This window comes from Actinoplanes subtropicus (genome assembly GCF_000721705.1).
Taxonomy (GTDB): Bacteria; Actinomycetota; Actinomycetes; order Mycobacteriales; family Micromonosporaceae; genus Actinoplanes; species Actinoplanes subtropicus.
Genome location: NZ_JOJL01000071.1, coordinates 1 through 19,498, shown reverse-complemented (window position 1 = coordinate 19,498; position 19,498 = coordinate 1). Strand labels below are relative to the sequence as shown.

Sequence of the window (19,498 nt, the reverse complement as noted above, 5' to 3'; positions counted from 1 at the left end):
CCGTCAGCCCACGCCGGATCGGCGAAATCGTCGCCGCCGCACTGCACCTGACTCACTACGAATACAAATATCTATCCGGATCTTGTTGAGATCAGGTCACTGCGCTGCGAGCCATTCGCGGACGTACGCAAAGTCGTGACCCGTGAGACCGACGGATGGGTTCACCCGATGTAGCAGCGCCTGTCCTGAATAGCGGGTTTGGATCCAGTAGCGGTCGGTGTCGGTAATTTCGTCGTCAAGCCAGACGAACCTTCGGCCGGCGGCCCATCGGGCGAGGTACGCCGTTTTCCAATGCAATCCGTGTTCGAGTTCCGGGAAGTCGACGATGGGTAGCTGAGGCAGGCCGAGACGCGGCGCGATGAGATCGTTTGCGTCGGTCATCCAGGTCGTTGCCCAGACCAGCTGGCATCCCAGCGCCAACAACCTACTCCCGTCCGCCGGGTCGAGCCGATCCAGCAATGGATTGCTCGACATCTCATCGGACCGCTCGAGAGCATCGGCCGAGACCACAGCGAGCTCGGCGGGTCGGGCGCGGAACGGGATCAGCGTGCCGTCGATGTCGAGAAACACGATCGGGTCGTCAGCCAGGTCGGCCATCATCTGCAGAATCTACCCGCGGATGTGCGCCGTTGTGCTCTACCGAGCCCAGCCTCATGCTGGGGTCCGCGTTTAGGCTGCAGCGGTGATCGCCGATGCAGCGCAGTGGTTCCGTCTTGATGCCGAGGCCGCCGCGAAGGCGGCCGAGTCGATCGCCGTTAGCGCCGGTGCCGAACTAGTGGAGGTCCGAGACCACGAGTACGCAGGACGACACGGGCTGGTCGCGGTGTTCGTCATGGGCGGCGAGCAGTTCGCGTTCGTGCCGGGTGGCCAGGTGACGGTGGGGTTCGACGGTGATCGTTTCGAGCCGACGGCACAACAGCAGGCGAGCTTCGCGGACAGCGCGCACCAGTACGGCATCGAGGGCGACATCCGGCAGTTCACCGACTCGGTCACCTCCAGCCTACGAACGGTGACATTGCCGCCGTTGCTGGTGGCCGTGAACGCGGTCGAGGCCGGCGCCCACGCGGTGCCGCCTGATCATCCGGAGATCATGCGACGCGTCGATCGTCTCCGGCATCGGCCACGCCCGGCCGCGGAACCCGCGCCCAGCCAGGTCGAGTGGTCGAATGCCGCCCGGGTAGTCCTTCGGCCGGACTGGAGCGTGCAGGCCGCGTGGTTACTCGGTAGTCCTTCCTACGACGGCGAGGTCGCCCGGCTGGCCGGGCTCGGGCAGCGGCTGCTGACACCAGACGAGTGGGAGTACGCGTGCGGTGCCGGCGCCACGACCCTGTTCCGCTGGGGAGACAACTGCCCGGACGGTGACCCGTGGTCGGCGACGACCGGCCCGCACCACGGGCCCAACCTATTCGGCCTGCACATCGGTCAGGATCCGTACTGCGAGGAGCGCACCGCGGTCCGCGACGTGGTGTGTGGCGGTGACGGCGGAACCGTCGTCTGCGGCGGCGCCGGCAGTTTCCTGTCCTGGCTCACGATCGCCACCGCGTACCGCGATCCCGGCTACGCGACCGACGACAGCTTCTCCACGATGCGACTCCGCCCGGCGATCCCGCTGATCTGACACCGCGCCCAAGGCGAACAACTCGCGGCTACGGTGTCCCCCGAGCCTGAGCACCGCGCCAGCCATCACGCCCTGTAGCGAACGGCTCGCGGCTATCCGGAGTCCGGCACGAACGTCCTGCACCGCTGAGGGCTTCCTGCCCGCCGCGGGGACGACAATTGGTCGGCTTCGGGAGCGGCTGCCGCCTACGATCGGCAGGTGCGCGAGGTGGGCGGCGTCGGCCGGGCGAACGACGGCGGGTCTGGCCTGACACTCGATGTCGCCGGTCGCAGCCGACCTGAGCTGGCGGTCCACGTGGCGACACACTGTCGGTTCATGCTTCGGCAAGCCGACCAGGGCGTCCTGCTCGCGAAGATGCACAACGATCATGCGGCGGTCGAGTACCTGATCACTGGCACATTCCGATCGCCGATCGCGCCGATGCGGGCTGCCCACGCCGCGGTAATCGCGGACGCCGGCAGCGAACACCAGACCGGGCGGTGGGCGCACTACTTCGCTACTGCCTTGCAGACCGCGCAGCACAGCCCGCTCTACGACGGCCGCTGGCTCCTCATTGCCCGCCCCACCCATCTGGAGAACACCCCGTGGGCCCGCTCGGCGGCCCGGCGCTGGGCAGAGTTGCTGCTCGCCGACTACCCCGGTGAGATCGATTGGTTGTCCCGGCAGGGCGGCTGGCAGGTCCTGCCGCTGCGCCGATTGAGCGACCCGACCGGCAGCAGAGTCAAGGCCTACCGCAAGCAAGCGCAGGCCGGCATCCTGCCCCCGGTGCTGCTCTGGTGGCTCAGCAGCCTGGACTGCTACGTCATCCTGGACGGCCACGACCGGATCCTGGCCGCCATCGCCGAAGAACAGGAGCCGCCCTTCATGGCCCTGGCCAGCGTCAACCGGCAGCGCATCGACTCGCACAGCCAGGCGGTCGTCGACCGGTACCTCGCCGAGCAGCAAATGATCCCATCAAGCGCCACCGACGCCTTGGCAGCGTCCAACCGACGGCTCGCTTGGACGCTGAACGAGATCCACACCGACTATGACCGCACCCGCGCCTGGATCCTGCCCAGAGGCAGCGCCGCCTGGGACGCCGTCGCGCAAGCGCATGATCCTGCCTGGAGCAACCACGTCAACCAGCTGATCGCCAACGAACTCTGACGCCCCGCAAGGCCGATCCGCCGGGCCCCAGCAGCCGGAACAGCGCTCCGGCGCCACCCCAGCCGGTAGGGATCGTGACGGCCGAGCTGACCCCGCGCTCGGGAAGCGGCAGACATCCCACGTTTTTGAAAGTCAAGTGTTGGTTTGAAGATGGGCCCAGGCGGTGGTCTCGTCGTAGGCGCTGGCGGTTTTGAGGCAGCCGTGGAGGATGCCGACGAGGCGGTTGCCGAGTTGGCGCAGAGCGGCCTGATGGCCGGTCCCGCGTTCACGAAGCTGTTGGTAGTAGGCGCGGGCGCCGGGTGAGCCGCGCATGGCGCAGAACGCCCACTGGTGCACCGCGTCAGCGAGCCGCCGATTGCGGGCGTAGCGGGCCAGCACGATCCGGCGGTTGCCGGAGGCCCGGGTGATCGGTGAAGTGCCGGCGTAGTTGCGGCGGGCTTTGCCGTCGGCGTGGCGGTGCGGGTCGTCGCCGAATTCGCCGAGGATCCGGGCGCCGAGCACGGTCCCGAGGCCGGGCAGGCTCAGGTAGCGCTCAGCGTCCCGGTGCCGGCCAAAATGGTCGGCCACCAGCTGCCCGAGTTCGGCGATCTCGATGTTCAGGATGTTGATGAGCTGCACCAGGCTGGACACGATCGCCGCGTAGGCATTCTGCACCGGCGGCGGCTGACGCAACTGAGCCGCTTTCAGAGTCTGCTGGATCGCGGTGGCCCTCCCGTCGAGGTCACGTCGGCCGGCCCGCCGCAGAGCGGCGACGACGGTGAGCCGGGGCAGTCGGGCAGCCCGGTCCGGGTCGGGTGCCCGGTCCAGCAGCTCGAGAGCTTCGCCCGTGGTCAGGTCATCGAAGGCTTGCAGCGCGGCGGGGAAGAACTCGCGCAACGTGGACCGCAGCCGCAGGACCTGCCGGGTCCGGTCCCAGATCAGGCTCTGATGTGCCCGAGCCACCAGCTTCACGGCCTCCGCGAGGGGGCTGTCACCGGCGATCTGCCGGTGATGAGCGTGGTCGAGACGCACGATCTCGGCCAGGACGTGAGCGTCGCCGGCATCGGACTTCGCGCCCGAGGTGGAATGCCGTTCCCGGTATCGGGCCACCGACATCGGGTTGATCGCGAACACCTGATACCCGGCAGTGAGCAGCGCTTGCACCCAAGTTCCGCGGTCGGTCTCGATCCCGACCTGCACCTGTGCGGCGGCTTCGGGCCGCTCGAGGTCCGCCCACGAGGCGGGCATGTGCTCCGCGATCAGCGCGTGCAACCGGCTGATTCCCTCCAGACCCTCGGACAGTCGTGCGCGGGCCAGCCGACGCCTGTCGTCGTCGAGTAGTTCAACGTCATGGTGGTCTTCGGCCCAGTCGTCTCCGACCCAGATCATCCTCGCCTCCAATGTCGACACCTTTGCCGGTGGCAGCAGCATGGAGGAGACGTCAGCGATCTAATAGTCAAGTGCTCACCGCCCGCCGGGCGGGACACGTCATCCCATCGGCTGTCTCATCTCCTCACGACCAACGGGCGCACGGTCTGCCGCAAGACCTCAAAAGGTCAAATGAGTGGAGTGCTGACCCGCCAGCCGCTACCGGAGCCATCCTGGACCAGCAGGCTGACAAGAACCTATTAGATGATTGCGCCGCCGATGTCGGCAACCACTCACTCGCCGACCGGTTTGAGATAGGCGCGGCGGTGCGCCTCCAATCGACCTGCGTCCTCGTCGAGGGCAGCTAGGATGTCGAGAACGAACTCGGCGTTCGAGCGCCGCAACGACGAATACAGCACCCAAATGCCGAACAACATCGATTGCACCTCGAGTCGGCCGTAGAGGGTAAAGCCGGGAGCTGTGGAGGCGTCGCCACCCTCAAGCATGCGAGCGAAGATCTCCGGTACGAACGGCCCGCTCGACATGGGCGCCCGGTAGGCAGACCAATCGTGCCGCTCCAGCTCGATCCGCGCCGCGTTGAGCCGTGCCGGCATCTGTCCGACACCTCCTCCCTGCAAAGGGTCCCGATACCGACCGGCTTGTATGGCCGGTTATGGGACGAAGCCTGCTCGTTGTGCGACGATCTCGGCCCGGACAAGCTCGAGCAGCCGACCAAGCCAGTTGCGCCCTTTTGCGCCGCCGCTCCAGTACGCCGAGCTGATGTTGTACTCAATGCGGGCGTCGCCGGTCGCGACGAGCACGTCCGCCAGTTCCGGATGTTGAGTGAACTTCGCCCGCAAGATCGCGTGCATGGCGGTCAGTCGAAGGTGGGGCCAGTCGTGCCGCAACGGCGCCTGTTCGACGGTGCGCTCGACGCTGAAGGCCATCGCCGTGTGGTGGATCGCCGTGCGAACGCTCTCGTCGGTAGTGGCGAGAGCCCAGTAGGCGTGCACCGCGCTGGCGTAGGTGTCGCCGCCGATCTCAACCGTGGTCGGGTACTCATTCCGCAGACACTCGATCCCGGGTGCGGTGGGCCATTGACCCGGGACGGACGCCAGTTTGACCGTGGGGTCCTGCGCCTGGTCGGGGCCGTCGGCAGGGCGGTTGTCGTGCCATTCCCGGGCCGATTTTTCACGTTCCTCGAAGTACTCGTGGGCTTGAAGGTGCATCGCCTCGGTGACGAGTTCGTCGTGGGTCGTGTGCTCCCCGACCGCTGTGCACAGCATCCGTAAGGGCCAGTCTTTCGCGTCCATGTCGCCGAGCGCGTAGTGGCGTACATGCTCAGGAACGGCAAGGTATGCGGCGCGCAGTAGCTGGCGGTCGGCTTCCGTCCGGGTCTGGAGGTAACGGTCCAACGCCTGAAGGCAGCGGTCGGTGGAGTCCGGCCGGTCGTTGAGGTGGTCGATCTCGTCGGCGACTTCGCCGAGGAGTTCCTCGGCGGTGACCCACATCTGCGGTTCGTCGAAGCGCCAGCTCGCGAGGTGATGGGCCGAGGCTTGCATGCCTGGCTCGAGATGCGTGGCGACCCGGCCGGTCTCCAGTTTCTGTCGCAGCCCGTCGAGATCGACCCAGTCCCAGCAGTTGATCGCGCCGTCGGCAAAGATCAGCAGGTCGGTCAGGAAGTAACTCGTGCCGTTGCGGATGAAGATCGGCCGCCAGGTGCCTTCGATCTGTTCCCCGTCGACGACCCGATAGGTTCTCTTGTTCCGCGCCACCGGCGCAGTTTAGGCGGTTGCTGAACACGCGTTCGTGACGGGACGAGGCGTTCATCACCCGTAACTGGATAGGCAGGTCAGGCGACCCGGCTGTCTGTTGTGGAGGCTGGTAAGTTGATCAACTATGTCCGCCCCGCCGTCGCCGTCGTATGACGACCTGGTGGCGAAGGTCGCGGAGTTGACTGCGTTGCTGGAGCAGGCTTTCGCCCCGGATCGCCGATCTCGAGGCCCGGTTGAAGCGGTCGTCGTCGAACTCGTCGAAGCCTCCCTCGTCGGACGGCCTGGCCAAACCAGCGCCGAAGTCGCTGCGAGGGCGTTCCGGCCGGGGTCCGGGACGGCCGAAAGGCCAGGACGGTGTCACCCTGGAACGCTTCGCGGATCCGGACGTGGTGATCCGGCATCTCCCGCAGGTTTGCGCCGGGTGCGGAAACGGCCTGGCCGGGGCGACCGAGGCCGGTATGACCTGGCGGCAGCTCGTCGATGTCCCGCCGGTGAAACCGCAGGTCACCGAGCATCAGCTGATCACCCTGGTCTGCGGGTGCGGGCACTACACCACCGCGGCCGCACCGCCGGAAGCGGTCGCGCCGGTCGTGTACGGGCCCCGGCTGGCCGGGATCGGCGTCTACCTGCTGCACGGACAGTTCCTATCCGTCTCCCGCACCGCCGCCGCACTCAAAGACCTGTTCGACGTGCCGGTCGCGGCCGGCACGGTCGCCGGCTGGGTGAAACGCACCGCTCTCGGGATCATCGCCAAGGTGCTGCCGGTGATCGCCGGGCGGATCGCCGCCGCACCGGTGGCCCACTTCGACGAGACCGGAATGCGGACCGCGGGCCGTCTGGCCTGGCTGCACTCCGCGTCCACGGCCACGGACGTGCTCCTGGCCGTGCATCCGAAACGCGGCACGAAGGCGATGGACGCGATCGGTATCCTCCCCGCGTTCACCGGAACCGCGGTCCATGACGCCTGAGCGCCGTACGACACCTACACCGGCATGATCCACGCGTTGTGTAATGCGCATGCGCTTCGCGAGTTGATCTACGTGACCGACACCGCCACCGGCCCGGTCGCCGAGCACGCCGCACAGGCCGTCACCGCCCTGCGCCGGTTGAACCGGCTCGTCACCGACGCCCGCACCGCCGACCAGGCACCCGACCCCGAACAAGTGGCCCGCTACCTGCACATCCGGCACAGCGCGGTCGTGCTCGGCGCCCAAGCCACCGCCACCCGCGCCAGCAAACTGGAACGTAAACACCACGCCCTGTTCGTCCGCCTCCGCGACCGCCGCGACGACTACCTGCGTTTCGTCACCGACCCCGCCGTGCCGTTCGACAACAACCCAGCCGAGCAGACGATCCGTATGCCGAAACTGCGCATCAAGGTCTCCGGCAGCATGCGCACCCCCACCGGAGCCGAACACTTCGCCGCGATCCGCAGCTACACCGCCACCGCCACCCGGCAAGGCATCGACACTCTCGGCGCACTCATCCAAGCCGCCAACGGAAACCCCCCTGGATCCCCGCCACCATCTGATCGGCAGCCACCACCGGCCTCCGCCGGGCGACTTCCACACACCCAAATCAGGCACCTATCCAGTTACATGCGCTGAACGTAGAGATTGTCGCAGCGTCTATGGTTGTCGGGGACTGACGTGCTGACGGCTGCTTGTGCTGTCCTTTGGGGGGAATGACGACATGGCGAAGCAAATCATTACGGTCTTGACCGACGACCTCGACGGCGGCGACGCCGACGGGACGATCGAATTCGGACTCGACGGCGTGAACTACACCATCGATCTGTCCGAGAAGAACGCCGGCAAGCTCCGCAAGGCGCTGGAGCCGTATCTGACGGTTGCGTCCCGCGTTCGTGTCAGCGATGGCCGGATCGCCTCCCGTACCAAGGCGGCACCAACCCGGGCCAACCGAAACCAGAACCAAGCGATCCGGGAGTGGGCCAGCAAGAACGGGTACGAGGTGTCGGAACGGGGACGTATCCCGGCCTCGATCGTCGAGGCGTTCCACGCCAAACGTTGACGATCCCGGCATCCTCCCGGCAACCCGTCGTGCCCCATCGCGGGCCGGCCGGGGTCGTCCAGGGCGTTATACAGACTTGCCGGCTGCCGACGGTACGCAGCCAATATCGGCGCCGAGTTGAGTGTCAGTCAGGCCGGTATCGCGCTGGTCATCCGCGGTCAATGCCTCTCTCGTGAGGGTTTAGGATGCCGCTGTTTCCGTGGCGGCGATATTGAAGTGGAGAAGGCATGGCTTTCCGAGAACTCCAGGCGATGCAGGTCGCGTACGAACTGCTGTCCCCGCTCGACCCGAATGCGCAACGGCGTGTCATGGCCTGGCTGGCGGCGGCGCTCGCGGACGAAAGCGGCGCTCTCCCAAGGGTGGACGAGCCGGCCGCAACCGCGGAAACCGAACCGACAGACAAACTCGTGCAGGTCGCGGCCGCGCACCCCGCCGTGCCAGAGGTGAAGACCGCGGCGCCAACGACCGCTGCCGTCGAGCCCGCCGCCGCAGCTGAGCCCGAGCCCGCTGCCGAGCCGCAGCCGGTGGCCGAGCAAGCGCCGGTTCCACGGCCCAGGCGTAGCCGGCCGGGGAAGGCGAACGGTCCGCGTGCCGCCAAGGCGGCGAAATCCGCTCCGGCTGCACCGCCGGCGCAGCCAACTCCGCCTCGCCGGGGCGAGCGGCCCAGCGGTGAACAGTTCCTCGCCGACCTCGCCGCGGTCGGCACGTTCAAAGCACTTGCCGAGAAATACGGCAAGTCGATCGGCACGATCGGGAACTGGGCGAACCAACTACGCGAGCAGGGCTTCGACATCCCCGTCGGCCGGCAGAAGAAGGGCTGAAGCACGAATCGTTGGATGGGGAGGACCACCGTCGCGGCTCGTCTCCACCCATGCTTGCCCTCTTGGCTGGCTACCGTGGGCTATCTGCGATACGGAACCAGCGCTCGACCGGCGGCATGACCGGATGGTAGATCTTGATTCCCAGAGCCGCTCTGGAGGAAAAGCGGTCAGTGCCGAAGGTCGTCGGGGATCAGCGAGTAGACGGCGAGGTCCACGCGGCCGGCGTGGACGAAGCCGGCCTTGCGGGCGGTGCCCTCGTAGGTGAAGCCGGCTTTCTCCGCGACCCGGATGGAGGCCTGGTTGCCCGTGGCGATGCGCAGCACGACCCGCTCGAAGGCCATATCGGCGAGCACCCACCGGGACAGGGCAACGGTCGCTTCGGTCATCACACCCTGGGCGCGGGATGCTGGTGCCGCCCAGTAGCCGATCTCGGTCTCCCGATGACGCCAGTCGGTGCGCTTGAGGTCGATCACCCCGGCGAGGACACCTCCCCACTCGATGGCCCGGACCAGCCCGCTGCCGCCCACCCGCGCAGCCGGTGCCTTCTCACGGACGAACGACATCGCATCCTCGCGGGCGTAGGGCTCGGGCAAAGGGAGCCAACGCCGGGTCACCGGATCCGAGACGGCCGCCACGATGGCGTCGACATCTTCCTCGAGCAGTGCACGCAGCACGAGTCGCCGGGTCCGCAACACCACATCGGGAAACACCTGAATACTCACCGAACGATCATCGTTCCCGCTCGATGTCGACCACACCCCAGGGCCAAAGCAGATCCAGCCCCGACGTCGGCAACAGCGACAGCCGGTCACCGATCGTGTCGGCCGCTGTCAACCAGGGACCCGATCGGCGGCCATGTGAGTGAAACGCGCACGCGAATTCAGCCACGGCCATTCATATCCTATCCGGCAGCACAGCCTCCGCTTAGATGATCGCCACTTGCTGCCCATGCTGCTGATGCCAGGTTTTGGCTGCCTGGCGAGGTGGAAGGCGACGACTTAATATAGCGAGTTCGTGAAGCCGACCCGGCTGGAGCCCGGGGCAGAAAGATCGGCTGATTCAACCACGCGTGTCAGGGCTCTCCTTTGTCTTCACTGGAGCAAGTGGCTAAAGTTCGAACAAGGGAGGCCACTAGATGGCTGTCAGGCGCATGCTCATCGCCGGTCGGTATCGCCTGCTCGAGCCGGTCGGCTCCGGTGGCATGGGCCGGGTCTGGGTAGCGCGCGACGAGATGCTCGATCGTGACGTGGCGGTCAAGGAGTTCGTGCTGCCGGAGTGGATGACCGAGGACGAGCAGGCCCGGCTGCGCGACCGTACGCTGCGCGAGGCCCGCAGCGCCGGGCGGCTCAACCACCCGCATGTGGTGCGGGTGTACGACGTGGTGCACGCCGACGGGCTGCCGTGGATCGTGATGGAGTACGTGCCGTCCCGGTCGCTGCACCAGGTGATCAACGAGGACGGTCCGTATTCGCCGGTCGCCGCGGCGCGCATCGGCCTGGCCGTGCTCGACGCGCTGAGTGCCGCGCACCGGGCCGGTGTGCTGCACCGCGACGTGAAACCGCACAATGTGCTGATCGGCATCGACGGTCGGGTGGTGCTGACCGATTTCGGACTCGCGACCTTCGTCGACGACGGCGCGGTGACCGGGCCCGGGCTGGTGGTCGGCTCGCCGCAGTACGTCTCGCCGGAGCGCGCCCGCGACGGTGCGTCCACCGTGGAGTCGGACATGTGGTCGCTCGGCGCGACGCTCTACGCGGCGGTCGAGGGCCGGTCGCCCTACGCTCGCGAGACCGCGATGGCGACGCTGATGGCGCTGGCCACGGAGCCGCCCGATCCGCCGAACCATGCCGGGCAGCTGGCGCCGGTGCTGCTCGGGCTGCTGCGGCACGAGCCGGCGGCGCGCCTGACGGCGAGCGAGGTGGAGCGCCGGTTGCGCATGGTCGTCTACGCGGCGCCAGGCGGCGGTGGGGTGCCGCGGACTAAACGTTCCAACAGCTACGCGCCGGCCAATCTCGCCATACCGGCGGTTACGGGTGGCTCTGCCGCTCCACGAGCCATGTCTTCGGCAGTAACCAGCGGGCTTGCAGCGGCGACGCCTCAACCGGACCCATCAGCTGATGAGGATAGTGGACGGCAGTCCACCACGGAGCCTGCTGGGTCCGTCTTAGCCGGCCCGAAGCGGGCTATCGCCACTCATGCGCAGCAGACGGCCCATTGGATCCTGCACTCGCTGCTACGCCTCAGAGAGTTTGCTGCGCAGGCTCTCACCTTCCGTCGCGTTCCGGAAGCCGAATTGACCAAGCAAGCGATGAGTGACATTGAGGCTGCTGCGGGCGAGATCCGGTTAGCGATGAACACCACTCAGGTGCCCAACCACTCCGCAGATGCCGATGGGGACATCCCGTCTCGCATTTCCTCCGCGGAGGAGCGATGACCGCACCGAAGAAGGTGGCCAGTGCGCAGCCGACTGTCGCTGCCCCATTCGCAGACCTAGAGTTCATCGTCTCGATAGACGAGAAACATAACGTCGACATCGGGCAGATCCTACGTGAGCAGCTCGCTCATCGACGAAAAATGGAACTTCGCGCCTGGTGGTATAGGCTAATCTGTCTTGCCACAGGGCTCTCGGCGTTCGCGTTCCTGGCCTGGTTCGCCGTACACCTCTCCGACAAGGGCGCCTACCTGGAAGCCGTGGGCGTTGTCGGTGTCGGCGGACTGCCTATGGTCGCGCTATTTGTCACCGGTGAGGTCATAAAGGGCCGCGCTTCGCGGTGAACAGTTAAGCGACTCCCCGCGGCAAGCTATGGTGCTCCGGTAGCCTGTGCTACCGCATGGCCCGGCACGCTCTCATCCCGTCCGGCTACATCGCCGTCGTACTGTGATCACGTTGGCGGGCGCTGTACCCGCAACCGCCCGCCGACCCCTCACGAAAGCACGAAGAGTGACGATCCGGCATGCGGCTGGAGCGCCTGGTCGCGGCATGAGAGAGTGCGCTGCCGTCGCATGACTCAAACGGCGTACCGCTGCCACCCGAACCGGCGTGAAATCGCGGGATCGTCATGGAGAAAGGCGGTGAAGGCGTCGACGACGTCGTCGCCGCTTGTAAGCTCTACCCGGTAATGCTCCTCGGGCACTCCGTCACGACGCTCCAACGCGTACCAACCGTGACGGGTGCCCGCGCGCTCGCCGTACCCGACTTGGATGTACCAGTCATCGGATCGAGTCAGAACGGCGAAGTAAGCGTCCGCCGACAACCGCGTCAGCACCCTCCGGATGACTTCAGCGTCGGGGTCTCGGAACGCGCGATCGTGCGCCGACGTGAGCTCGAATCGCCACGGCCGCGACCATGACGTCCGAAGTTGTTCCAGCTGTGGGTCGTAGCAGTTCAACCCGTGGTGCTCGGCCACCTCGGCGGCCCATGCCGAGACCTCCTCGCACCGGCTCCACACCATCGGGAAGTACACCAGCGGCCCGCTCGCCTCCCTCAGCAACGGCCCGCTCGACCAAGGGCTGTCATCACCCGCGGCGGTATCGATGTCCGGATAGCGGTCCAGCAATGCCGCCACGTACGCGGCTATGCGTGCCGTCGGGTCGACAGACTCCTCCGATTCGACGAAACGTGCATACAGCGCCTCAAATTCGGCCGCGGCGGCGGCGTCGTTGGCAGGCCGGTCGCCTTCCCAGACAGCCAGGTCGTAGGACATGCCACGATTCTCGCGTACGTCGCGGCCCACGCTGCATCCGGATACCGCTGCGGTCCGGGGACAACTCACCGCGCGAGTTCCCTTTGGCAGGCCCCGGAGCGAGACCGTACGGAGCGTGTCGGCTGTCCTCGCTGTCGCACGCGGTCGGCGGAAAATCCGGGCACGACCGTGAGATCATTCGATATGTGGCAGGACCAGTAGGATCGATCGCGCAAGTCCCGTTGCGCGACGTACTCCCTCTCGACTACGTAGCAGCCGGAGACGATCTCACGAACCTGGCGCTGCGTCTCGAAACTCACCGTGCGGCTGCCAACCGCACGGCATGGCACTGGTATCCAGAGCACGCTGAACATCCGCAAGAGAGCTCCGAACGCGGGTATCTCCTCTTGCTCGACGCAACAATTGTGCTGGCCGATCTGAACACCGACTGGCTCGAGCTCACACTCGACATCGCCTGGCGGCCGGAGCTCACCGTGAACGCGGCGGTGGAGGTGGGCTGCTGGTGCCAGCCGGACCACAACGTGCACCAGGTCCGTAAGGAGCGCCGGTCGGTAGCGAGTCCTCAAGACCTGGTCGACGCGTTCGCGGCCGGCGCCGCGATGCTTTTGGATGTGCTGGAATCCGGTCCGTTCGAGCCATCGACTTGGCGTACCCGGACAGGTCTGCCGAATGCCCCCGTCGCACCCCGTCAGTAACCCACTCCCGGCGATCGGCATCCACCAAACCACGAGGCGCTGATTGACTATGCGACGTGACAGCGCGCTACTGCGGAACCGGCCTGATCGCGGCCAAATCAGGATGCCGCTGGCCTACGCTGAGGACGCGCTCTTGTCGGCTGTCGGAAGACGCGTGGGGCTTATTCGGTCCAATGCTCGCCGAACAGCGCCCATAGGCGCGGGTAACGCAAGGCCACCGTTTCGGTGTCCAGCCTGGCCCAGTCCACGTCGTTGGGGTTGGGATCTGACCGTAGCGTTACGGCGCGTTCCTCGGTGACGACATCGCGGATGTCGCCGTCGATGTCCGCCCGCTGGTCGCCGACCTCGCAGGCCACGTATTCCAGGGATTCCCACATGGGGTAGTCGTCGTCCTGCCAGGGCCGTGGGAGAGACGCGAGCCGCTGCACGGCCGGCACCGTGGCGAGGCTGTCGGGTTCGGCGATCGCTTGTTCGTACGCTGTGCGGCCGAGCCCGACGAGCCACATCTGGAAGTAGTGGAATCCGTCGGTGCTGCAACCGCCGTCCATGAGGATGTCCGCGGCTCGCCACAGGTGGTGCGTGTTGGCCGGTTCCCGGGTCGCGGACAGGTGCTGGACGAAGTCGAGTAGTTGGGAGCGGGGAATCCGGCTGAGCCGGTGTGTCAGGAAGGCCTCACGGTCGCCGGGCTTGGCTCCAGCCCGGTGCGACAACTCGATGAAGGTCCAGAAATCGTCCACGTCCACAGCCGCAGCCTAGACATCCGTCCCTCGGCACGGAGCGAGTACTCGGCGTCCGTTGGAGCAGCACGGAAGGTGAGGACGGTCGTCGAGCGACACGCTCGATCGGCAGCAGAACCGGATAGGCGCTCAGCTCTGGTCGAACTCGCTTTCCGGCCGCAGCGCCTGGATCAAGCTGACGAAATCCGGCGCCAGTATGGTGATCCGGTAGCCGGCCTCCTGATCGACATGGACGACCCGCGGTTCACCGCTCGGCCCGCAGTCGCGGTAGTCGAACGCGATCATGTCGTGGCCGGCCGAAGGGCAGTCCGCGAAATACACTCCGATCGGCGGATAGCCCCATTCCTCGATGAGGAACCGGCTGCCCGACGGTCCGGCCAGCGAGCATTCCGACTCGCGACCGATCCCCATGAGCGCGGTGAGGGCGACGTGGTCCTCGGCCCAGGTCGTTGCGCGCGGTGCCGGGCAGCAGGTGTTCCGGGGCATCCCACCGTTGCGCGTCCGCATGAGCGTCACATACGAGGCGGGTAGCCGGTACCCCAACTCCGCCTCGACCGACGCGATCACCTCAGCAGAGAGACGCCCGCCGCCATAGGTGTTCTCCGCATACTCGCTGTCCTGCCAGAACGCGCCGAGATCCACGTCGGGGAAGGTGCGTTCGAACGCTTCGTCGGCCACGCCTCGCCCTTCGTCAACCACGACAAATACCGCCGGAACACCGCAGCTTTCGGGCTCTGCGAGGCACCGCATGATCCAGTATCGCTTCTCGAAACGAGCCCGTACCTGCCCGTATCTGGAAGACGCAGCGTGACGGCCACGCTGAGCGTGCGCCCGATCGGCGGCAGATCAGCGCGTCGACCGCTGCTCGGAATGAGGCGCTACGGAACGGCTCAGCTATCGTCTGGCGACACGCGGAATACCCGATTCCGACGCCAGCTGGCGCCTGAGGAGCTGACAGTGGAAACCTCATTAGCACGAGAGAACCGCGTGGTGCTTGATGTCGTCCAAGCCGCGCTCGGCCTGATCTCCCATGAAATGCGGGCCATCTCAGTTCGCGCGGAACCTGACCGGATCACCCTGTACGTCGCCGTACATGAGCGCAGCGCGCAGGTCGAGGAAGATGTTGACGACTTGGTATTCGAACTGCACGCCCTTCAGGACAAGCTGATTGACATCGAGGCATCGGTCCACGTCGGCGAGCCGGGCGCCGCCTGGCCCGGGAGCCTCGGCCGGGGCGTCTACCGAGCGAAGGAGCAGTAAGCCGGAGCGCCTACTGCACCAGCACGGATCGCGGCTAGATGTGTATCCGTTCGGAAGAGCCTGGAGCGGGCGTTCGTCATACTGCTGACCGTGGGGATCAGCGTGCGGGTCGTCGAATATACAGGGCAAATCGTCACAGAAGGTGGCGATATAGGAGCCGTAATAAGGGCCACGTCGTCCGATGCGGCTCAGTACCCGCTCTTAGCCGGGGTTGACGAGTACGACGACACGACTTTCAATTCCCGTCAGGCTGCCATGCTGATCGCCGAACTGGAGCAGCTCACGGCCGTAACGGACGACCGCAACCTGCATGAGGCCATTGCTCAGCTCATCACCTTGGCCAAGCTGCTCGTGCCGGCACCGCGCCGACCGCACCACAGGCGACTCGTCTTCAACGGCGACTGATCATCAGACGCTGCTGCGCAAGCCGATTTGGCGCACGAGGACTCCTCGGAGATCGAGCTGAAGCCGGCCGCACGGACAGGTGGAGCCCTAGCGGTCGCTACCCGACGACACTCAAATACCTGCGGCACGAGAGTGCGGTGCCACTCAACCCTGCAACTTCCATCGGGCACGATGGCTTGGTGACACGCGTTGCGCTTTTCCACTCCGTGTACGGCCTGCGTCCTGCCGTCGTCGCAGCCGCCCGGTTCCTCCGTGCCGCGGGTCACGATGTTGTCACGCCGGATCTGTACGCCGGGTACGTGGCGCGGTCGATCGAGGAAGGATTCACGTTCTCCGATCGCATCGGATGGGCGACCATCATGCAACGGGCACGCGAAGCCGTCCGGGACCAGCCTGATGACACCGTTCTGGCTGGGCTTTCCATGGGCGCGGGTGTGGCAGGCGGTCTGCTCGCGGAGCGCCCCGGCACCCGAGGGGTAATGCTCCTGCATGGTACGGGCGGTGACCCGCGTTCTGTGCGCGGTGGGTTGCCGGTGCAACTGCACGTCGGCCAGGCGGATGCGATGTTTCCACCGGCGGAGGTTGCTGCCTGGCACGACGCGATGGCAGCCGCGGGAGCCGTCGTTGAGCTACTCGTCTATCCGCACGCAGAGCACTTCTTCACCGATCCCGATGTCCCGGATTATGACCAGGCGGCCGCCACGCTCTTATGGCAACGCGCCCGGAGTTTTCTCGATGCACTCTGAGCCAGCCGGAGGTGCTATTCGATTCGAGGCGCACTACCCGACATCGGCCGGGCTCAGCGATTCTCCCAAGCTCCGGAAGCACATTGTCATCGGCATGTCCGTGTGCCAGCCGCGTCGGCGTGGCGTTGGTTGGTAGCGCCGGGATCGCCGTCGCGGTGGATAAGCAGTTCGGTCAACTCTGCGACAAGGCCAAGAGCTGGACCAGGCCTACGAGGGTCTCCTCGTTCGCCCGGGTGTGGACAGCGCGGACTCTCCAGCGGCCGGGCGGTATCGGAATGTGGGCTTGCTCGGGCATTGCCCCGTCATCGGGATACGCGACGTTCAACTCGATCCCGGCGGTGGCGGAATCCATGAGCACCGCCGGGCCGTCCGTCTCCCAGATACCACATTCCTCCCAGTCGACCGCGGGGTCGTCAAGAAGATCCTTCGCGGCGTCGACCAGGTCCGCCTCGCAGTCGGCGCCGAGCCAGCGGACGAAAGTTTGATACTCCGGCAGGTAGCACGTTCGGGCGGGTTCGTCCGCCAGAACAAGTCCTAGCCGGCCCTTCCCGCCGACAGCGATCACGCCCGCAAGGCCATCAAGCTCGCAGGCGCGGTCGTAGTCATCTAGGACGTCCCCGGTGCCGGCGAGCATTCCTTCCTGAGTACAGCCGCCCCACTCACCTAAAGCCGAAACGGGCATCACGAGCAGAGGGCCGCCCATCGACTCAACCCAGACAGGCGAGGTCCCGGCCGAACTCCTTGAGGTGGACCAGGTGTCTTCCATGCCGCCAAGTGTCCGTCCTGCCGACGGTGATGCAGCGTCGGGCCTCCCCAGGCAACGCTGACCCTGCATGCCGAGGCCGGGCGCGGAGAGTGACAGCCCGTCCTCCGGTCCGCGCCTCATCGCGGCTACTCCGGGCGGACGACTGGAGGCTGTCGGGCACGATCGGAGAGAGCGCGGCGCTATGGCTTGCGCAGCGGGCCCTGCTGAAGTCCGACCTTGCCGCCGAGGGCGACCCCGGTGAGTACGACGACGGCGGCGACGCCAACGGTCGTCTTGGTCATCCATCGGTCGAGGTAGCGCTTGTGTTCCGAGTCCTTAGCGTCGTCCTTGTCGCTGAGCTGCACGAGCAAGTCGTTCAGATGCCGACGGGTCTGCGGATCCAGGTTTTCGCTTTTGAGCTGAGCGATGATCGACGCCCGGGCCTCCCGCCGCCCCTGGTAGCCGTACTCCTGGCTCTTGTCGTCGGAGGCCAGGGTTGCCTCGTGCACCTTGCGGACGGTACTCATCGCTTTAACGAGGATCTTCTGGATCTCGGGAAGCTGCTCGAGGACCGCCAGCCGGACATCCTTGTCCAGGTCAGGCATCATGGCCACCAGCTGCAGGTAGTGGTCCTTGCGGAGCTTGCGCCAGTTGTCAATGCCCAACGCCATCTTGACGTCGTCTGCATTGGTGTAGTCCATGCTTTGCCGTCCTGCCCGCTGAAGGATCTCCGCGGCGCAGAGTGTAGTCGGGCGCAGCCAAGTAGCCCGGCCGCCGATTCGTTATGTACGACGCGGCGGCACTCGAACGTCCACGCTCGGCGCTCAGCGGGACCCGGCGGCCCCCTTGGCGCCCCGCACGTGGGGGGATCGCGGTTGAGGTTGTGCCGATCCCATCCATAGCGGTGGTGAAGCCGAGGGCCAAACGCACATGCTTAGCGTCCCGTCATTGCCCGTTGTCGCGATCATCGAGTTCTCGCGTGGGATCGGTGGTTGCGTCTGCCCACCAGCGACGCAGTCGTGAACCGACGCTCGTCTTCGCTACCTCGGCGATTCCGTAGGCCATCCCACTTAATCCTGCGATCAGGAGAGCGAAGCCTCCAAGATTGGGTCCAACGTCCACCACCGAGATTATCCCGTTTGTAGTTGGCACAAGGCTCGCCGCAGTGCACACAGTCCAGAACAGGCCATCGCGGTCCCAAGAGCCGGCGAACGCTAGGACGGCCAGAGCCAGCCCACCCGCGATTGTTACTACGCCGATGAGGAGATTGACGTGGAGGAAAGCGATGCCCTCCGCGCATATTGTCAAAGAAAACACGAGCCCGGCGACCCTCGCGACTGACTCGAACGTAGACATCTGCCGATCCGTGGGAAACTGCTGGCGACTCATGCCTACCACAATCCAAAGCACTGCGGCGCATCCAGCAATTAGCGTAGTACCCGCTCCAATTAATCCCACGCCCCAGAAATATGAATGCTCAAGCAAAAGTAGCACGCCGAAAGCCGTCGCCTCGATGCCGAGCATGGTCCAGATCGCTAATTCGAGCGCGAGCTTCCCCGCAAGCTTGACCACTCCGACAAGTAGGAATGATAGGCCCCATAGGATAACGAAGCCTTCGAGCCTGCCGCCGTCGCTGGAGACCCCTGATGCCATCAGCGAGCCCCCAATTCCCACTGCGGCAACTGCTCGAATCTGTACGGTGAGGGTCGCGTGATCACCCGTTATCACGATCGCCGCAGTGAGTAAGACTATGAGCACGCCGATTAACCACGGGGCTATGGACGCCAAGATCAGCGAAAGTACAATAGTCGCGAATGCGAGAAAGAGTAGCCCCCGCACGAACCAGCGAAAGACTGGCGCACCGGATCCCCGACTGTGAATCCAGGCCGCAATGGCAAATATGCTGCCCGCTCCGGCGGCGGCGACTGCTGCACGCCAGCGATAGTCGTTGCTCAAAATATTGATGACGAGACCGCCGAGTACAGTCCCGAGAAAGAACAGAGCAAGACGGCCCCGCCAGTCCAGAAGATCAATTCCGCTGCTCGCGGCAGTCGGCGGCCTGCTATCGTTTAGATTTTGACTTTTCGTTAACCCATTCTTCGGTAGCTGCGTCGGCGGCATGGAGGAAGCGTTAGTCACCTTGTTCCGCTGAAGCAACTGCCGAGTGGTTCGCCACCGGCTGAGCCATTCCTGCTCGTCGCCGCCGCAGGCCAGAATGAATGCTCGGGTGACTCTCCAAGTCGGCATAACCCGGCCGGCTGCAGCATTCCTCAGCGTCCGCTCTGAGAACTGCGCACGCTCGCTTAACTCGCGATAGGACGGATTGCCCGCTTCGGCCCGCAGCGTTCTCAACCCCTCGACGAAAGAGTCACGGCCGTTTCAAGATCATGATGTGATTCCGAGGATGGCGAAGGGTCTGGTCATGTTCCGGCCGGCCCATCGGGTGGCTTCGGTGATGTCGCGGCGTC

The 19,498-nt window shown here is 65.8% G+C and carries 20 protein-coding genes and 2 pseudogenes; 11 read left to right on the top strand and 11 right to left on the bottom strand.

Annotated elements, in window-relative coordinates:
- Window positions 1-96 precede the first annotated feature (96 nt).
- The gene (locus IH26_RS0150960; protein ID WP_030443554.1) at window positions 97-600 is read right to left on the bottom strand and encodes an HAD domain-containing protein; all 504 of its coding nucleotides are present in this window, start codon (window positions 598-600) and stop codon (window positions 97-99) included.
- Window positions 601-682: 82 nt separating this feature from the next.
- Here IH26_RS0150960 and IH26_RS0150955 point away from each other — a divergent pair, with 82 nt between their 5' ends.
- Window positions 683-1,618, top strand: coding sequence for a formylglycine-generating enzyme family protein (locus IH26_RS0150955; RefSeq protein ID WP_030443553.1), 936 nt, complete (start codon window positions 683-685; stop codon window positions 1,616-1,618).
- Between the two features lie 198 nt (window positions 1,619-1,816).
- Window positions 1,817-2,764 (top strand): hypothetical protein, encoded by a 948-nt coding sequence (locus tag IH26_RS55080; RefSeq protein WP_157437854.1) that lies wholly within the window; start codon window positions 1,817-1,819, stop codon window positions 2,762-2,764.
- A 132-nt stretch (window positions 2,765-2,896) separates the two neighbouring features.
- Here the strand turns inward: IH26_RS55080 and IH26_RS0150945 are convergent, their stop codons facing one another.
- The 3 genes from IH26_RS0150945 to IH26_RS0150935 form a co-directional block, all read right to left on the bottom strand.
- On the bottom strand, window positions 2,897-4,132 hold the full coding sequence (locus IH26_RS0150945) for an IS110 family RNA-guided transposase (RefSeq protein WP_030443551.1): 1,236 nt from the start codon (window positions 4,130-4,132) through the stop codon (window positions 2,897-2,899).
- A gap of 272 nt (window positions 4,133-4,404) precedes the next feature.
- Window positions 4,405-4,725 (bottom strand): hypothetical protein, encoded by a 321-nt coding sequence (locus IH26_RS0150940; protein WP_030443550.1) that lies wholly within the window; start codon window positions 4,723-4,725, stop codon window positions 4,405-4,407.
- Between the two features lie 57 nt (window positions 4,726-4,782).
- A complete protein-coding gene (locus tag IH26_RS0150935) occupies window positions 4,783-5,886 on the bottom strand; it encodes an NADAR family protein (RefSeq protein WP_030443549.1) in 1,104 nt (367 codons plus the stop codon).
- Window positions 5,887-6,068: 182 nt separating this feature from the next.
- Here IH26_RS0150935 and tnpC point away from each other — a divergent pair.
- The 3 genes and pseudogenes from tnpC (at window position 6,069) to IH26_RS0150920 (ending at window position 8,738) form a co-directional block, all read left to right on the top strand.
- Window positions 6,069-7,493 (top strand): annotated as a pseudogene (tnpC, locus tag IH26_RS63690) (IS66 family transposase).
- A gap of 85 nt (window positions 7,494-7,578) precedes the next feature.
- The gene (locus tag IH26_RS0150925) at window positions 7,579-7,917 is read left to right on the top strand and encodes a histone-like nucleoid-structuring protein Lsr2 (RefSeq protein ID WP_030443548.1); all 339 of its coding nucleotides are present in this window, start codon (window positions 7,579-7,581) and stop codon (window positions 7,915-7,917) included.
- 227 nt (window positions 7,918-8,144) lie between these two features.
- Window positions 8,145-8,738 (top strand): hypothetical protein, encoded by a 594-nt coding sequence (locus IH26_RS0150920; protein ID WP_030443547.1) that lies wholly within the window; start codon window positions 8,145-8,147, stop codon window positions 8,736-8,738.
- Window positions 8,739-8,905: 167 nt separating this feature from the next.
- Here the strand turns inward: IH26_RS0150920 and IH26_RS0150915 are convergent, their stop codons facing one another.
- Complete coding sequence (locus IH26_RS0150915; RefSeq protein WP_030443546.1) at window positions 8,906-9,460, bottom strand: GNAT family N-acetyltransferase; 555 nt, start codon at window positions 9,458-9,460, stop codon at window positions 8,906-8,908.
- A gap of 413 nt (window positions 9,461-9,873) precedes the next feature.
- Between IH26_RS0150915 and IH26_RS0150910 the strand changes: the two are divergent.
- Window positions 9,874-10,857: pseudogene (locus IH26_RS0150910) on the top strand (serine/threonine-protein kinase); the annotation flags it as partial.
- A 311-nt stretch (window positions 10,858-11,168) separates the two neighbouring features.
- Complete coding sequence (locus tag IH26_RS0150905) at window positions 11,169-11,513, top strand: hypothetical protein (RefSeq protein ID WP_030443544.1); 345 nt, start codon at window positions 11,169-11,171, stop codon at window positions 11,511-11,513.
- Between the two features lie 233 nt (window positions 11,514-11,746).
- Here the strand turns inward: IH26_RS0150905 and IH26_RS62465 are convergent, their stop codons facing one another.
- Window positions 11,747-12,442, bottom strand: coding sequence for a hypothetical protein (locus tag IH26_RS62465; protein ID WP_063763923.1), 696 nt, complete (start codon window positions 12,440-12,442; stop codon window positions 11,747-11,749).
- Window positions 12,443-12,663: 221 nt separating this feature from the next.
- Here IH26_RS62465 and IH26_RS60880 point away from each other — a divergent pair, with 221 nt between their 5' ends.
- Window positions 12,664-13,137, top strand: coding sequence for a hypothetical protein (locus IH26_RS60880; RefSeq protein ID WP_157437851.1), 474 nt, complete (start codon window positions 12,664-12,666; stop codon window positions 13,135-13,137).
- 161 nt (window positions 13,138-13,298) lie between these two features.
- On the opposite strand, the gene IH26_RS0150890 is transcribed toward IH26_RS60880, so the two are convergent.
- Complete coding sequence (locus tag IH26_RS0150890; protein ID WP_051810039.1) at window positions 13,299-13,880, bottom strand: DUF4240 domain-containing protein; 582 nt, start codon at window positions 13,878-13,880, stop codon at window positions 13,299-13,301.
- 123 nt (window positions 13,881-14,003) lie between these two features.
- Entirely contained in the window at window positions 14,004-14,552 is a 549-nt protein-coding gene (locus tag IH26_RS0150885; RefSeq protein ID WP_051810038.1) for an SMI1/KNR4 family protein, read from the bottom strand.
- A 279-nt stretch (window positions 14,553-14,831) separates the two neighbouring features.
- Here IH26_RS0150885 and IH26_RS0150880 point away from each other — a divergent pair, with 279 nt between their 5' ends.
- The 3 genes from IH26_RS0150880 (at window position 14,832) to IH26_RS0150870 (ending at window position 16,285) form a co-directional block, all read left to right on the top strand.
- On the top strand, window positions 14,832-15,134 hold the full coding sequence (locus IH26_RS0150880) for a MafI2 family immunity protein (RefSeq protein WP_030443539.1): 303 nt from the start codon (window positions 14,832-14,834) through the stop codon (window positions 15,132-15,134).
- Between the two features lie 90 nt (window positions 15,135-15,224).
- Window positions 15,225-15,539, top strand: coding sequence for a hypothetical protein (locus IH26_RS60875; RefSeq protein WP_157437850.1), 315 nt, complete (start codon window positions 15,225-15,227; stop codon window positions 15,537-15,539).
- A 179-nt stretch (window positions 15,540-15,718) separates the two neighbouring features.
- A complete protein-coding gene (locus IH26_RS0150870) occupies window positions 15,719-16,285 on the top strand; it encodes a dienelactone hydrolase family protein (protein WP_030443538.1) in 567 nt (188 codons plus the stop codon).
- A gap of 172 nt (window positions 16,286-16,457) precedes the next feature.
- Here IH26_RS0150870 and IH26_RS0150865 read toward each other — a convergent pair whose 3' ends face one another.
- From IH26_RS0150865 to IH26_RS60870, 3 genes are all read right to left on the bottom strand, one after another.
- Window positions 16,458-17,051, bottom strand: coding sequence for an Imm21 family immunity protein (locus IH26_RS0150865; RefSeq protein WP_051810036.1), 594 nt, complete (start codon window positions 17,049-17,051; stop codon window positions 16,458-16,460).
- Window positions 17,052-17,230: 179 nt separating this feature from the next.
- Window positions 17,231-17,731 (bottom strand): hypothetical protein, encoded by a 501-nt coding sequence (locus tag IH26_RS0150860; protein ID WP_030443536.1) that lies wholly within the window; start codon window positions 17,729-17,731, stop codon window positions 17,231-17,233.
- A 244-nt stretch (window positions 17,732-17,975) separates the two neighbouring features.
- Window positions 17,976-19,151: a hypothetical protein gene (locus IH26_RS60870; protein ID WP_157437849.1), complete on the bottom strand. Its 1,176-nt coding sequence runs from the start codon at window positions 19,149-19,151 to the stop codon at window positions 17,976-17,978.
- Between the last annotated feature and the right edge of the window lie 347 nt (window positions 19,152-19,498).